Below are 16,347 nucleotides of genomic sequence, written 5' to 3' on the forward strand. Positions count from 1 at the left end.
TAGTTTTAGATAAAAATAATTACGTTATGGCAAGGAAAAAGCAATTTGATGAAGATGAAATACTAGAAAAGGCAACCCATTTGTTTTGGAAAAAGGGTTTTCATGCGACTTCTATTCAAGATTTGGTAAACGAACTCAAAATAAATAGAGCTAGTCTTTACGATACGTTTGGAGGAAAAGAAGAGCTATTTCAAAAAGCATTACAAGAATATAGAAATAAGAATAAAGCAATTATTAGAGATTTTTTTTCTAAGCAAAAGTCTGTAAAAGAAGGTATAAAAATGCTTTTTTTGCAAGCTATACACACAAAAACAGAAGAAGCTCAAAAAGGTTGTTTTGTGGTAAACTGCACAACTGAGCTTGTTCCCAACAACCAAAATATCTTAGAAGTAGCTATCCAAAACCGAGAAGAATTTGAAGCCTTTTTCTTAGGATTGCTAAGAAAAGGAGTAGAAACAGGAGAAATTTCTGATTCTAAAAACCTTGAAGCCATAGCCTCACTTTTTTATATCTTTTATAGTGGAATAAAGGTAATAGGCAAGACAAATCCGAATATTTCTAATTTGGAGAAAAGTGTGGAGGAGATAGTTTCTTTGTTGGATTGAGTGATTATATATTTCAAGGTTTTAATTTATATTTTACTAAACCATTCCGTATTTACTGAAACTTCTTCTATCAATTCAGTTTTTACGCCTAATGATAATTCTTTCAATTTATCACATAATAAATCTCCATCAATCAAGTCAATAGGAGGTGCGCCATCTCGGGTAGCTTCTTTTACAGCTTCTCTAGTAAAATTTCCTGTGGTAATAAATAATCCTTTGTCTGCTCTTCCCTGCATTGCACCTCTAAAGTCCCTAATTTCACTAGAACTAACAGACCCTTTATATCTTTTAGATTGGAAAAATACATGAAAACTCAAAAAGCCACTGATTCTGACAATTCCCTTTCCATCAATACCTCCATCACCACTTTTGCCAGTAACCTCAACTTGGACAAAACCACTTTCTCTAAGCACTCTTTGGCAAAGCCTTTCAAAAGCAGCAGGCTCAATTCTTAAAATAGTTGCTATGAGAGTTTCTTTCCAGTCTATGTTATCCTCAACTTCTTCTTTAGCTTCATCTTTAATTTCTGTATTTTTCTTTTTTCTCTCTTGATAAGTTATTTCCCTTACTTTTTTTACAATTTCATCAGAGTTAAAGTCCTTTGGATTTAGTTCATTATCTATCAAAGACCATACACCACGAGAGGAATTTTCGATGATGCCATATTTCTTTAAATAGGTTCTTGCCCAAGCAAGACGATAATCCACTTCACTTTGTACACCATTTTCATCGTGCTGAACTTCCAATATATCTTCTGATAAGTTGGCAACTAAATACACAGCTTCATTGATTTCGTCAATAGAACCAGAACCTCCAAGATTTTTCAATGCTTTTAAGGTTGGTATTATGAACTTATCATAATTAGGTACTTTTGTATTATTCTTTTTCATGTTATTATGATAATTTGCACACTTATTTTTCCTGCAAAAGCTCCTTAGCACTATTATACGTACTCGTACTTGGCGTAGAGCCTCCAATCATTTGAGCAATTTCTCTGACACGCTCATCGGCTGAAAGTTTTTTGATTTTTGAAACAGTGCGTTCTGCTGAATTATCTTTATAAATAAAATAATGTGAACTTCCCTGTGAAGCGACTTGTGGCAAGTGGCTGATAATTAAGATTTGATGTGTTTTGGACATATCTTGAATAATTTTACCCATTTTAAGGGCAATTTCTCCAGAAATACCTGTGTCAATCTCATCAAAAACAAGAGTAGGCAATGAAATATGTTTTGCCAAACGATATTTTATACAAAGCATCAAACGAGAAAACTCTCCCCCAGAAGCGACATCTTTCAACGGCTGTGGAGAAATTCCTTTGTTTGCCGAGAACCAAAATTCTACTAAATCTGCCCCCGACGGACTAAGTGGAATAGGTGTGATTTCAATTTGAAAACGAGCATTTGGCATTCCAAGTTCGCCCAAAAGATAATTGATTTGGTTTTGCGTATCTTCTACAACGGATTTTCTTTGTTCGGTAAGCTGTGCTGCAAGGTCTGTCAAGTAGGCTTTGCTTCTTGCTATTTCTTCTTTGAGGTCTTTTAAGTCATCATCAAAATTCTCTACTTTCTTCACTTTTTCAGCTATTTCATCACGAATAGCAATCAGTTCTTCTGGACTTTGAACGTTGTGTTTAGTTTCCAAATGATATAAAGCACTCAAAATCTGTTTTACAACACCTGCTGTTTCATCATCTACTACCAACTCTTCCGATTCTGATTCAATAGACTTTGAAATATCTTGAATTTCTATCATGGCACTATTCAAACGCTCATACAAGGCTTCAAAAGCTGGCGAAAACGAACTTGTTTTGGAAAGCGCATGTACGGCTTCTCTCAAAATATTTTCGGCTGAATATTCCTCGTCTGCGAGTGAGTTGTAGGCAATCGACATTTGCGTTCGTATGAAATCTACATTCTCTAGGCGTTCTAATTCTTGTTCTAGTTCCTCTTTATTTATCTTTTCTAAATCTGCCTTTTCTAGTTCTTCTAAAAGGTGCATATTGTAATCGTACTCTTTTCGAAGCCTAATTTCCTCATTTTTTAGCTCTTCATATTTTTTTATAACTTTTCTGTACTGACGATATTCTTGTCCATAGATTTCTAAAAGTGTTTTGGTATTGGCATACAAATCTAAAACGTCTCTTTGATAATCATTTGAAAAAAGCTGCATCGTGTCGTGCTGTGCGTGAATGTCCATCAGACGAACAGAAATTCTCTTTAAAGAATCTAAGGAAACAGGCATATCATTAATGAAAGCTCTTGAACGCCCATTAGGCGCAATTTGCCTACGAATAATGCAGGTAGTGTCATATTCTACATCTTCTTTCTCAAATATTTTTTGAAGGTTATAATTTGTAATATCAAATGTTCCTTCAATGACACATTTTCCATCTGGATTGAGAAGTACCTTTGTATCTGCTCGGTTTCCAGCCAACAGCCCAAGCGCACCACGCAAGATAGATTTTCCCGCTCCTGTCTCACCTGTAATGACATTTAGGTTAGTGTCAGGCTGAATTTCTAAATGCTCTATGAGCGCATAATTATCGATAAGCAAATGTTTGAGCATAGTATTTAGTTGTTGTGCTTGCTTGTGGAGACACAAGCAATGGCAATATGGAAGAATATGTTTGAGTACGAAAATACAAAATTCTACAATTTAAACCCTGAGGGTTTTCAAAACCCTTAGGGTTTCGAAAAACAGTTCTTTATCTTTGCAAGATAAATTGATATGCTTACAAAATTAGCAAAAAGTATTTATATTTTTACAAATGCCTAGCTTAAAATCCTTTTTTTCTTCTTTTTTGTCTTCTTTTTTAGCAATCCTGTTGCTTTTAGTGTGGAGTATGCCCATTTTGTATCTTTTTACGGCATTTGACGGAGAAAGTAGTACAGCTTGGAATCATATTGCTAAAAATCTTTTGCTAGATTATACATTAGGTTCTTTGAAAATGCTTTTGGGAGTAAGTATAGGCGTACTTTTGCTGGGTGTTCCGACGGCTTGGCTGGTTTCTACTACTGATTTTTTTGGACGTAGATTTTTTCAGTGGTCTTTGGTGTTGCCACTTGCAATTCCAGCTTATATTTTGGCTTATACGTACGCTGCTAGTTTGTCTTATACAGGTGCAGTAGGAATATTTCTAAGAGAAAACGGTCTGCCTTCTATACCAATCATGTCTGATTTTGGAGGTATTTTTATTCTCTCTTTGGCACTTTATCCTTATGTCTATGCAGTTAGTAGAACGGCTTTTTCCAATCAGTTAGGCAGTGTTTGGGAGGCTTCCAAAATGCTTGGGAAATCTTCTTTTTATACATTTTTTAAAGTCGTTTTGCCACTTGCTCGTCCGTTTATCTTTGGAGGACTTCTGCTTGTGATGATGGAAGTTTTGAATGAATACGGAACATTCAAGTATTATGGCATTCAGACTTTTACGACAGGAATTTTCAGTGCATGGGCAAAATTTGGAGACGTAAAAGCTGCTCTTCGTCTAGCATTGTGTCTTTTTGGGGGGATTATTTTATTGGTGGCTTTGGAAAGAAATCAGCGTGGTAGAATGGCTTTTTCAGATGATAAAAATACGACACCTATGCCACGAAAAAAGTTAGGTTTTGTTTGGCAAATTTTAGCTTTTAGTTTTTGTCTTTTGGTATTTTGTTTGGCTTTTGGTTTTCCTGTTTTGCAGCTTATTTTTTGGACAATCAAAGAATTTCAAGATAAGGGAATAGATAAAGTTTTGAATGAAGAAATCTATAATTTGATTTCTCATACTATTACACTTTCCTTTTTGAGTGCTTTTGTGGTTTTGGTAGTAGCTATTTTATTAGGTCTTTTTCAGAAAAAAAATAAGAACTATATCGTTGGTGGGGAAGTCAAAAATAGAACAGTTTCAAGACTTCAAGCAAATACAACAAAATTTATCAGCCGAATTGCTACTATGGGTTATGCCGTTCCGGGGGCTGTGATAGCTGTGGGAGTGTTGGGGGTATTTTTGTGGATTGATAAGAAACTGTATTCTTTTTTGTTGAATAGTTTTGACATAAAAGTAGGCTTGCTGATTTCTGGTACAGTCATTTCTCTAATTTATGCCTATTCTGTTCGTTTTTTAGCTGTGGGAGCTCAACCTATTGAAAGCCAGCTTTTGAAGATTGGAAATTCATTGGAGGCTGCTTCAAGAATGCTAGGAAAAAATGCTATCCAAACGTTTTTCAAAATTACGTTGCCTCTGCTTCGTCCTGCTATGCTGACAGCCTTACTTTTGGTGTTTGTGGATGTGAGTAAAGAACTTCCTCTTACACTTATTTTGCGTCCTTTCAACTATGATACGTTAGCGACAAAGGCTTATGAACTTGCTGACCAAGAGTTTGTGGCACAGTCTGCTTTACCTGCTCTTCTGATTATACTGATAAGTCTTTTACCTGCTATTTTGCTTTCTAAAATTGGTAGAAAGAAATAAACCCTAAAGATTTTTGAAAATCCTTAGGGTTTAGAGAGTTACATTTTCACAACTTTAAAAGTTTTCTGAATTGTACTGGTTTTTAGTTGTATCATATAACTTCCCCTAGCTAAATTTTGAAGGTCATGCATTTCTACTTTATGAGTTCCTTTAGAGAAAGACTGAGAAATAGTTTTTATACTTCTTCCTGTCATATCTAACAGATTAATTTCTACTATTTCTTGCTTATCTAAAGCAAAATCAAGTTTTAGAGTATTTGTAAATGGATTTGGATAAGCTACAAAAGCAGAACTATTTTTAGTATTATCAATGCTCCAATTTACTTTCTTAATATTAGAATAAGAGAACGTACCATCTTTGTCTATTTGCTTCAAACGATAATAAGCTTCTCTATTTTCTATACCAACGTTTTTATCAATAAAAGAATACATATTTTTTGTCTCACTTCTTGAAATCGCATTTCTTGTTTCTCCAATAGCTTTAAAGTCTTCTCCATTTATAGAACGTTCTACTTCGAAATAATCATGGTTTTTTTCTCCAGTAGTTGTCCAGTCTAATATGGCATCACTTTCAAACGGTTTGGCATCAAAAGAAAGGAAGGTAAGAGGTAAAATATTATCATTAGTTAGAGCTCCTAGAGTAAAAGGACTGAAATTAGTTATTGCTCCGTTGCTCAAAACACCATCATAAGGGGTATTGATAATTCCTCCATTAAAATGATCTCGCCAAACACTACCATCCCAACGAACAACTTTTAAGCCTGTTGTCGGTCCTACTGTACAACTACGAATATCATCAAAGCTAAGCGTAACCACTACATTTGAAGAGCCACTTGTTCTGTCTAAAATCCAATATTCACACTGTCCTACATGATGAATAGAAGCCTCTTTAGAGAATGGGTCGTTTGGTGTTATTTGTTTAAAATACTGTGCTGTAAAATGGTCTGTTACATTAGCAGGAGCAGAGATTCCGATAGGTGCTCCCCAACCAGCATTTCCTACAGGAAAATCGAAAGCATCATCTCCAATCTTACGTACTTGCATGTCTGCATGACTTGCATTTGTTGCAACTGTTGAAGTTGCATTATCTACAAAAATAAATTTATGGTTGTTATCAGCTGCAAAAACTCCATCTGTCCAAGTAGCAGAGTTCAAGACTTGTATGTCTGTGTTTTGAGTTCTGACACCTGCCCCCGTATTAATTATTTCTAAATTATGAAAATACAAATCTGTACTTAGAGGAAACGTATTAATTTGCTCTGTATCAATATGTAGAGTAGCTGACATAAGCCTACCAAACTCTCCTGCTGCTAAATCAAATACTCTAATAGTCCAGTTTCCAGAAGGGTTTTCTCCATCAAAATCACTAAGAGGTTGATTTGGTGTAAATGTTCCATTAATGCTTGGTGTTCCACCTCCACACTGGGCTTGTACAGGCTGTATGGCTTCATCATCAAGTGTAACAACAATATTATCTCCACTACAATTACCTGTACCATTTACAGGACTAGCAAGTACATCTTTAAACGTACCCAATGGACTTATTATTCTTATATATAAATCTCCAACACGTGTATGATTAATTTCTATATCTAAATCAATATCAGAGATAGTTTCTACTGTAGCAGGTACATTTATTGTATGGTCAAGGAAAAGGCTAGTAGAAAAGAAGTTATCTGGGATATCAAGTCCAGCACTTGCAGTTGTTGATATATTCAAATCCCAATCACGAAACGTACCTGTATCTACATTAACTCTATCTGAAATATTAAGCGTCCAAACTCCAGAAGGGTTTTCTCCATCAAAAGCAGATAGAGCTTGTGAAGGACGATATGTACCATTAATAGTTGGATTACCTCCGTTACATTGTAATTGAACACTAGCACCAGCAGCGTCTGAAAGTGTTGTATTAATGTTATTCCTAGAGCAATTTCCTAAACCACTCAAAACTCTATTGATAAGAGTCACAGTTGTTCCTGCAGGGCTAGTGAGTGTTACAATCAAATCTCCTACATAAGAATGGTCAATATCTAAATCTACTGTTATGTCGGTAATAGTAGCAGTAGTATTCGGAACTGTAATCGTTCGGCTAACTCCTGCTGCATTATTGTCTGGAATATTTACATCTGTTGAATTATTATATGTAGTTGTGCCTGCTGGAGTCACTAAAGCAGCATCATTATCATAAGAGTTAGAAGATGTAGTCGCTGTCTGTCCTGTACTTATTCCTGTGTGATTGATAAATTGTTGAGCATTTCCATCAAAGCGAATAGTAGATAACCCTGCGTTGTATGCCCCTGCATTAGTAAAATTACCAGCTACTCTTAAAAGTCCTCTACCTGCGTTTATAGTTCCTGTCCCTGTATTGTCAAGGTTTCCTTCAATGATAAGTGTTCCTCCATTGAGATTTATAGTACCACTATTACTCACATCGCCTCTTACTGTGAGTGTTTGTCCTGTAGTTATATTCAGAACATTATTTTCTAAGATAGTAAGTGTTCTGCACTCATTAGTTGCATCAAGTGTTACAGTTCTTGGTGTTCCACAACTAAGAATGACATCGCTAGTTGCAGTAGGCACAGAATTATTAATCCATGTGGCATTTAAATTCCAATTAGAAGAAGCATCTGCATACCACACATTTGATGTAGCAGGAAGTGTTGTAAGTGTAACTGTACCTGTGGTGGCTAACTGACTGAGTTTTCCTTCTGTTACGGCATAAATCTGATAGTGATATGTAGTATTAGGGTTTAGCCCAGTGATACTAGCACTTGTTGTGTTAGCAGGTAATTGCTGATCAAAGGTATAATTAACTCCATCGGTTGAGCGATAAAGAACAATACCCACTTCATTAGTAGCATTGTCAGTCCAGCTTAGAATAAAAGATGAAGAAGTAGCACAGCTAGCACTTGCATCTACTTCTTGTCCAGATACTTGAACAGGGTTAAATAAGTATCTTCTACGGCTACCATTGCTATTGCTATTGAGTTGAGTAATCGTACCGTTTGGATAAGTGTTATTTGTAGCTGTTGTACTAGCTGTATGGCTTGATATATTTACAGATAAGAAATCATTTGTTCCTGGTGCTCCTTCGTATCCAATTCCAACATTTCCTGCCGTAATTGCTCCCCCACTATTTCTCATTGAGCCATATATAAATTCTATCTGCCCACTACTTGTAGGAACTACTGTGTTTACTCTTGCTGTTTCGTATATACGCATTTCAAATGTAGCATCACTACTTCCACTATTGTAACTTACCTGCATGTTTCTACATTGCACTGCTAGTATTCTGTTAGGAGCTGTACCTGTTATTCTATATCGTACTTCCCCTGTTTCCCAATCTCCATCGTCTAAGACGCCTCCTACTGTACTACTTGCAGCAAATGGACTCAAACGTGCATGTCCATTGATATTATATGTATTTCCTTCAGAAAAAATAGGTATAGAGCCAAAACGAAGTACACCATTTGTATTTATATTAAAAGAAGTAAAACGTTCTCCCATAAACCATACTTCAAAGGGAATATTTACTACTGAGGCAGCAGGAACGTTTCCTCCTCCATCATTAAAAGTCTGATGATTTTCATTTGCTCCAATAATAGTAGTCCATCCTCCTCCTGTGGAAAGGCTGCTTGTATTATTGGTGCTGAAAGCATAATTATTAGCTTCTTGTGCGTGTAAAGCTAAAGGAAATAGAAAAACAAGAAAATATAAAGTAATTATTTTTTTCATAATATTGTAGTTAATAAATGGGTAGTAGATACATTACTGCATGAAATCTTGACAATTAATTAACTTAACTATACGCAATAGATATACTATTTAATAAAAAACAGTGATACTATTAAGTAAATGTTATCACAGTTAATGTTGTACATCAGTCTGCTTGACTGATTTGTAAAATAAAAAACTTAATTTTTTAAATAAAGCCTTATAAATTTTCCCATCAGACTAGAAGCCTGACCTACGTAAAAAACTGTGACGACCATTAGTAAGTTATAGGGGAAGTTAAATTTTGACAAAAATACTAATATGATTTGGAATTTGTATTAAAATACTACCAAAATATCTAAATAATACCTATTATGTAAAATATTATCATGAATTATAGTATATATCTAATCTCAATTATCAGAGCAAAATATATTCCATTATTATTGCAATAATTGACGCAAGTATCTAATAGTCAGTTGTATAGCAATTTTTTAAATTCTTTGTAATGGAGTGTGTTTTTTACTGGAAAAGTTGATTGATTTGAAATAATATACAAAAAAAAGTCAAAATATTAATAATTTTGAAAGTTGTCTTTTGATGATTCTATCTCATCCAAATAATGCTTTATTATTGAATGAGGTAGAAGCTATTTTCCAAAAAAAAACGCTTTATTATGAAAAATAATAAAGCGTTTTACCAAATAGTTTCAGATATTTACATTTTCACTACTTTATAAGTTCTTTGTAATGTACTTGTACTTAATCTTACCATGTAACTTCCACTTTTAAGATTGCTTAGTCCTCTCATTTCTACTCTATGACTTTTATCAGAAAAGGACTGCGAAATCGTTTTAATGCTCCTGCCAGTCATATCTAAAAGAGTAATTTCTACTATTTCTTCTTTCTCTAACGTAAAATCTAGCGTCAAAACATCTGTAAATGGATTTGGGTAGGCCACAAAAACAGAATTGTTTTCTACATTATTGATGTTCCAATTTACCTTTTGAATATTAGAATAAGAAAAACTTCCATCTTTATCGATTTGTTTTAGACGGTAGTATGCTTGGTTACTCTTTAGTCCAATCCCTTTATCAATAAAGGAATAAGATGCCTTTGCTTCACTTGCTGAGATAGACTCATGCACTTGTCCGATAACTTTAAAATCCTTTTCATTAATAGAGCATTCTACTTCAAAGCGACTATGATTTTTTCCCTTAGTTGTTGTCCAGTTCAAAATCGCATCTTCTTCAAACGGACTGACTTTAAAAGATGTAAAGGTAATAGGCAGAATAGTAAATTCATCGTCAGCTCCAAGAGTAAAAGGACTAAATTCATTTACTGTGCCTGCACTCAGTACACCATCGTAAGGTGTGTTGATAAGTCCACCATTGAAATGGTCTCTCCAAATACTTCCATCCCAACGTACAACTTTTAAATCATTCTCTTCACCAACGGTACAGCTACGAGTATCTTCATAACTAAGAGTAACCACAACATTAGAAAGACCATTCGTCCTATCTAAGTTCCAATACTCACACTGTCCTACGTGATGAATTGTTACCTCTTTAGAAAATGGGTCATAAGGTGTTACTTGATGAATGTAGTTGGCTGTGAAATGGTCAGTGGTATTAGCAGGCGCAGAAATTCCGATAGGTGCGCCCCATCCATCATTTCCAACTGGAAAATCAAAAGCATCATTTCCTATTTTACGTACCCACATATCTGCATGGCTTTCATTAGTAGATATTGTTGAAATAGCATTATCTGGAAAAATAATAAGATGGTCATTGTCAGCTCTAAAAACTCCATTTGTCCAAGTAGCAGAATTGTTTATTACAATATCTGTATTTTGTGTTCTTACTCCTGCACCTGTGTTGAGTATCACTAAATCATAGAACTGTAACCCTGTTGGAGGTGGAGTATTATCTTGATTTAAAGTTAATGAGGTAGAATTTAGTTGTCCTGTTAGTAAAAAATCATCATCAATAATATATAAAGACCAAGTACCTACATATGTTCCTGCATACCCACTCCAATCTTCAATAGGTCTAAAACTGCCTGTTATTGGGTCGGCATATCCGTTGGGAGGTGTAGTAGCTGCACTCATCGTAAAAGTAACATTCTGATAATCTTGACCGAAACTACCCATATCTGCAGCCACTGTAAAAACAGTTCCATCTGGAGAAGCTAAGTAAATTTCTATATCATCATTATAAGAGTGGTCTAAATCAATAAATAAATTATTAATTCCTGTATAATTGCCTGCTGGAACATCAAAATTAACAACACGCACATAATTTGAATTATAACCATTTAAATCACTTATATCAGTATTTGTTGATGTACCAAATCCACCACCACCACCACTGCCAACAGGAGGAATTGAAAGAGGCAGCGAAGCAGACGTAGGAAAAGTTACAGTGGGAGGGAGTATATACGAACTAGAACCTGTATGATTGATGAGTTGCAAAGAATTACCATCAAAGCGAATAGTAGAAGTATTAGGGTTATATGCTCCTTGATTGGTAAAGTTGCCTTCTAATCTAAATAATCCAGTATTTCCATTGAGCACTGCTGTATTATAATTCTGAAAATCTCCTTCTACTATGAGAGTTCCATTCCCTACATTTATGACAGCATCAGTGTCATTGATAAGATTACCTTGAATGATAAGTGTTCCCCCATCAAGATTGATAGTTCCTCTGTTGGTTACATCTCCATAAACTGTTAGTATCTGACCAGAATTAAAATTAAGGATACTACTAGGTTCTATTTGCAATGTACGACATTCATTAGCAGATATAGGTATATTCACAGGTACAGTATGAGGATTTATACATCCAATGATAACATTATCATCTAATGTAGGTACAGCATTGGTAATCCAAGTAGAGGCTGTATTCCAATTTCCACTTGTAGCAGAGTACACCGTACTAAAAGTATTTGGAACAGTAGTAAAGGATACTGTACCACTCACTGCTAAATCACTCAATTTTCCTTCTGTAACAGCATACACTCTATAGTAATATGTGGTATTGGGAGCTAAACCTGTAATTGTAGCTGAGGTCGTATTGGCAGGTAGTTGTCTATCAAAAGTATAGTTTACTCCATCAGTAGAACTGTAAAGTACTATGCCTACTTCATTGGATGCATTATCTGTCCAGTCTAGCACAAAAGATGTATTGCCAATACAATTTGCTGTTACATCTATTTCTTGCCCAATAACTTCTTCTGGGTTAAAGACATATGTTCTTCTACTTCCGTTACTATTACTATTCAAAGCTGTTATAACTCCAGAAGGATATGTATTGCTTATCTCTGTTGTACTGACTGTATGATTGGATATATTTACAGATAAGAAGTCATTTCCTACCCCATCTACATAGCCTATGCCAATATTCCCTGCTGTAATTGTACCTGATGTTCCTTTTGTCATTCTGCCATAAACAAAAGTCATTTGCCCACTACTGATATCTACTGTTGGACGAGAAGTTTCTTGTATTCTCATCTCAAAACTCGCATCAGCACTTCCACTATTATGACTGACTCTCATATTATTGCATTGGACGATTAGTGTTCTTTGTGGTGCAGTCCCAATTATTTTGTACCTAATTTCGCCTGTCTGCCAGTCGCCTTCGTCTAATGTTCCTCCTGTGGTACTACTTGCCGAGAATGGGCATAGACGAGCGTGGTCTGGTATATTATAGGTATTGCCTTCTGAGAAAATTGGCGTAGAACCAAAACGAAGTACTCCATTTGTGTTTACATTAAAGGAGGTAAAGCGTTCTCCCATAAACCAAACTTCGAAGGGGATATTGACTACAGCACTAGCAGGAACATTGCCTGCTCCATCATTAAAATTAGTGTGATTAAGACCTGTGCCAATGAGGGTTGTCCATCCTCCTCCTGCTGTTAAGCTACCAGAGGTAGTAGTGCTAAACGCATAATTTGTAGCATCTTGTGCGTTTGCTCCAAATATAAAAAATAATATTAGACAGATTGAAAGGTAAATAGTGTTCTTTTTCATAAATTTGATGTATTAAGTTGAAATAATAAATAATAGCATTCATCCAAATAAATTTCAGAAGAACAAAATCATTTAAAATATAAGATTTTAGCTGTCTTAGCTAATAGCTTTCTTCAAGTTGTAGGCGATCAATTATGAAAATAGAGTTAGAACATCATCTAAAAAATATAGATGAATTGGTCTAGAATACTAACCATGAAACAAAAATTATTGGTGTCGCAATGTTAAGACAACAACGAAGGATATTTCTTTCCTAATTTTTGGCTCACAGAATAGTAAATGTATATTAACATCTAGTATTCTATAATTACATTACTCTGTTTCTTTATTATTAGTATAATGGGTTTAGTAAAAAAATAATTTTATTAATTAGTTTTCAATAACAATAGTGAAGGTCGTTTAACAAGTAAAAATAACTTGTGTATGGTTTATACTAAAATACAAAAAAAACATTGTACAACCAAATATTTTTGAACATTTTTCATAAAAAATAAAGATATGTTTAGCACCGAATCCAATTCTTTTTATTCAGATTTAGACAAAATGTCTGTCAAAGAACTACTCACAAACATTAATACAGAAGATAAGAAAGTAGCCCTTGCTGTTGAAAAGGTTATTCCTCAAATAGAATCTTTAGTAATAGAAATAGTAGAGCGAATGAATACAGGAGGAAGACTTTTTTATATAGGTGCAGGAACAAGTGGTAGATTAGGAATTGTAGATGCTTCTGAATGCCCTCCAACGTTTGGTGTTTCGCATGGTTTGGTAGTGGGCATTATGGCAGGAGGAGATAAAGCCATACGCAAGGCTGTAGAGTTTGCTGAAGATGACAAAGAACAGGCTTGGAAAGATTTGTCTGAATATCATCTCACTAAAAATGATACACTCATCGGAATTGCAGCCTCTGGAAGAACGCCTTATGTGGTAGGAGGATTAGAAGAAGCAAACAAAAACGGACTTCTGACAGGCTGTATTGTTTGTAATGAAGGTTCTGAAGTAGCACAAGCAAGTCAGTTTCCGATTGAAGTAATTGTAGGAGCAGAGTTTGTAACAGGCAGCACACGAATGAAAGCAGGAACGGCTCAAAAATTAGTCTTGAATATGATTTCTACTTCAGTTATGATACAACTTGGCAGAGTAAAAGGCAACAAAATGGTAGATATGCAACTCTCTAACCAAAAGCTCATTGAGAGAGGAACACGCTTTTTGAAAGAAGAACTCAACATTCCAGAAGAAGAAGCTAAAAAACTACTACTAAAATATGGAAGTGTGAGAGAAGTCTTGAATCAGTTTTGAATCTTCCAAATTTTGGCAGCAGCTTCGGCTTGTCCATGAAGCATTTCTAAGCCGTGAATCGTTTTTGCACCTTTTTCTTTTCCTTTTTTTAGAAACTCAGTTTCTTCTGGATTATATACCAAATCGTACAGAAAATAGTTTTTATCAATTTTTGAATAATTTTCGCTGGAGAGTGGAGGAAAACTATCCATATTGGGGTACATTCCTAAAGGAGTGGTATTGATGATGAGTCTATATTGTTCAATTTCAATCTTTGAATAAGGAAAAGTTTTATAAGCAGAGTTGTCTTGAATTTCTTTTACAGAAGATGATGCAAAATCGAAAGAAATATTCAAATCTTCTAAGGCTATTTTTACTGCTTGTGCTGCGCCTCCTGTTCCTAAAACTAGAGCTTTCTTATCAAAAACAGTTTTAGAGCCAGTAAATAAAAAATTCTCTAAACTATTTTTGAAGCCAATATAATCTGTGTTATAGCCTGTTGTTGTTCCATCTTCTTCTATTTTGATGGTGTTTACTGCTCCAATGCGCTTGGCTATTGGGTCTAGCTTGTCCAAAAATGGAATGACAGATTTTTTATAAGGAATAGTTACGTTTACTCCTCTAAGACTTACGTTTTCTCTTATTAGTTCTTCAAAATCTTCTATCTCTTCAAGTTCAAAAAGTTCATAGACATATCCATCTTCTTTTAAAAGACCAATTTTTTCAAATTTTTCTGTAAAGTATTTTTTAGAAAACGAGTGAGAGAGAGTTTTTCCAATAAGTCCGAACATAGCTTTTCAGTTTACAGTAAACAGTTATCAGTTACCAGTGCTAATTTTCTTGTTTACTGGTAACTGATAACTGCTAACTGATTTACAGGTTTAATGATTTTGCATCTTCTAAGAATTTTGCAAGTCCTTTGTCTGTAAGTGGATGGTCTAAAAGACTCATAATTACATTGGCAGGACAAGTAACTACATCAGCACCTACTTCTGCACATTGCAAAAGGTGCATATTATGACGAATAGAAGCAGCTAAAATTTCTGTTTGGAAACCATAATTTCCAAAAATATCTACCATTTGTTCTATAAGTTCCATTCCATCTGCTCCTACATCATCTAGGCGACCAATGAAAGGAGAAACATACGTTGCACCTGCTTTGGCTGCCAAAATTGCTTGCCCAGCAGAAAAAATAAGTGTACAGTTAGTACGAATGCCTTTTTCTGAAAAATATTTGATAGCACGAATGCCATCTTTTATCATCGGAACTTTCACAACAATTTTATTATCAATTTCAGCAAGTTCTTCGCCTTCTCTGATAATATCTTTGTATTCTGTACTGATAACTTCTGCACTTACATTGTCATCTACAATATCACAGATGGCTTTGTAGTGGCTGAAAATAGCATTTTTACCAGTAATTCCTACTTTTGCCATAAGTGATGGGTTAGTAGTTACTCCATCTAAAACTCCTAATTCTTGACATTCTTTTATTTCTTCAAGGTTGGCTGTATCTACGAAAAATTTCATTGTTGTTTTCTTAAAAGTGAATGTTTTTTGATAGTGGGTAGCTATATATGATTATAAAACTTAAATCCAAGTCATTTCGTTTTACTAATCATAGTTGCTATATTTTTAAGTTTTACAAAGATGCGTTTTTTCTGTCAAAAAATCTGTTCTTATTTTTGTAAATATTGAAAATCTCTTAACCTACAATTCTACATTTAAAAATTATACTATGCATAATTTTCCAGTTCCTTCAGAGTTTCTCAAAAAACATGACCTTCGCAAAACACCTTGTCGTATGGCTATTTTAGAATCTTTTTTGAGTGCAAAAACAGCCCTTTCACATCAAAATATTGAAGAACTTGTGGGAGAAGAATTTGATAGAGTTACTATTTATAGAACTCTCACTGCTTTCGAAGAAAAAGGGATTTTACACAAAGTACCCGATATGACAGGACAGGCAAAATATGCCCTTTGTGAGAGTAACTGCGAGGAGCATCAACATAAGAAAAACCATGTTCATTTTAAGTGTCAAGAATGCCAAAATGTATATTGTCTTTCTCAGATACAACTCCCCAATCTGCATCTTCCATCAGGATATAAGGTAAAAGAAGCTGAGTTTTTGCTAAGTGGAGTTTGCGAACAGTGTAATTTTTAATCTAAAAAAGGGTAGAAATAACCTATTAGTTAGCTCCAATACATTCAAATATAAGATTCGATAGAAGGTGTTTCTTTCGGTAAGTTGTTGTTATTTTTCGACAAACAA

Annotated in this window: 10 protein-coding genes; 4 read left to right on the plus strand and 6 right to left on the minus strand. The window is 34.7% G+C overall.

Going from position 1 to position 16,347, the window contains the following annotated elements; translation table 11 throughout:
* The first annotated feature begins 26 nt into the window (after positions 1–26).
* A complete protein-coding gene (locus QZ659_RS02675) occupies positions 27–605 on the plus strand; it encodes a TetR/AcrR family transcriptional regulator (RefSeq protein ID WP_291721463.1) in 579 nt (192 codons plus the stop codon).
* 26 nt (positions 606–631) lie between these two features.
* Here the strand turns inward: QZ659_RS02675 and QZ659_RS02680 are convergent, their stop codons facing one another.
* On the minus strand, positions 632–1,495 hold the full coding sequence (locus QZ659_RS02680; protein ID WP_291721465.1) for a restriction endonuclease: 864 nt from the start codon (positions 1,493–1,495) through the stop codon (positions 632–634).
* A gap of 22 nt (positions 1,496–1,517) precedes the next feature.
* Complete coding sequence (gene recN / locus QZ659_RS02685) at positions 1,518–3,173, minus strand: DNA repair protein RecN (protein WP_291721468.1); 1,656 nt, start codon at positions 3,171–3,173, stop codon at positions 1,518–1,520.
* Between the two features lie 277 nt (positions 3,174–3,450).
* Between recN and QZ659_RS02690 the strand changes: the two genes are divergently transcribed.
* Positions 3,451–5,058 carry an ABC transporter permease gene (locus QZ659_RS02690; RefSeq protein WP_291721471.1) on the plus strand — a complete coding sequence of 536 codons (1,608 nt, stop codon included), beginning with the start codon at positions 3,451–3,453 and terminating at the stop codon, positions 5,056–5,058.
* A 38-nt stretch (positions 5,059–5,096) separates the two neighbouring features.
* Here the strand turns inward: QZ659_RS02690 and QZ659_RS02695 are convergent, their stop codons facing one another.
* Together QZ659_RS02695 and QZ659_RS02700 are read right to left on the minus strand one after the other, a co-directional pair.
* Entirely contained in the window at positions 5,097–8,792 is a 3,696-nt protein-coding gene (locus QZ659_RS02695; protein ID WP_291721473.1) for a proprotein convertase P-domain-containing protein, read from the minus strand.
* Positions 8,793–9,488: 696 nt separating this feature from the next.
* On the minus strand, positions 9,489–12,800 hold the full coding sequence (locus QZ659_RS02700; RefSeq protein ID WP_291721477.1) for a T9SS type A sorting domain-containing protein: 3,312 nt from the start codon (positions 12,798–12,800) through the stop codon (positions 9,489–9,491).
* Positions 12,801–13,298: 498 nt separating this feature from the next.
* On the opposite strand from QZ659_RS02700, the gene murQ reads away from it, so the two are divergent.
* Positions 13,299–14,096 (plus strand): N-acetylmuramic acid 6-phosphate etherase, encoded by a 798-nt coding sequence (gene murQ, locus QZ659_RS02705; RefSeq protein ID WP_291721481.1) that lies wholly within the window; start codon positions 13,299–13,301, stop codon positions 14,094–14,096.
* Here murQ and QZ659_RS02710 read toward each other — a convergent pair.
* Entirely contained in the window at positions 14,087–14,866 is a 780-nt protein-coding gene (locus tag QZ659_RS02710) for a shikimate dehydrogenase family protein (protein WP_291721484.1), read from the minus strand. The genes murQ and QZ659_RS02710 overlap by 10 nt on opposite strands.
* A gap of 82 nt (positions 14,867–14,948) precedes the next feature.
* Entirely contained in the window at positions 14,949–15,605 is a 657-nt protein-coding gene (gene fsa, locus QZ659_RS02715) for a fructose-6-phosphate aldolase (protein ID WP_291721487.1), read from the minus strand.
* A 208-nt stretch (positions 15,606–15,813) separates the two neighbouring features.
* On the opposite strand from fsa, the gene QZ659_RS02720 reads away from it, so the two are divergent.
* Entirely contained in the window at positions 15,814–16,239 is a 426-nt protein-coding gene (locus QZ659_RS02720; protein ID WP_291721490.1) for a Fur family transcriptional regulator, read from the plus strand.
* Positions 16,240–16,347: the final 108 nt, after the last annotated feature.

The sequence above is a fragment of the Bernardetia sp. genome, from assembly GCF_020630935.1.
Classification (GTDB): domain Bacteria; phylum Bacteroidota; class Bacteroidia; order Cytophagales; family Bernardetiaceae; genus Bernardetia.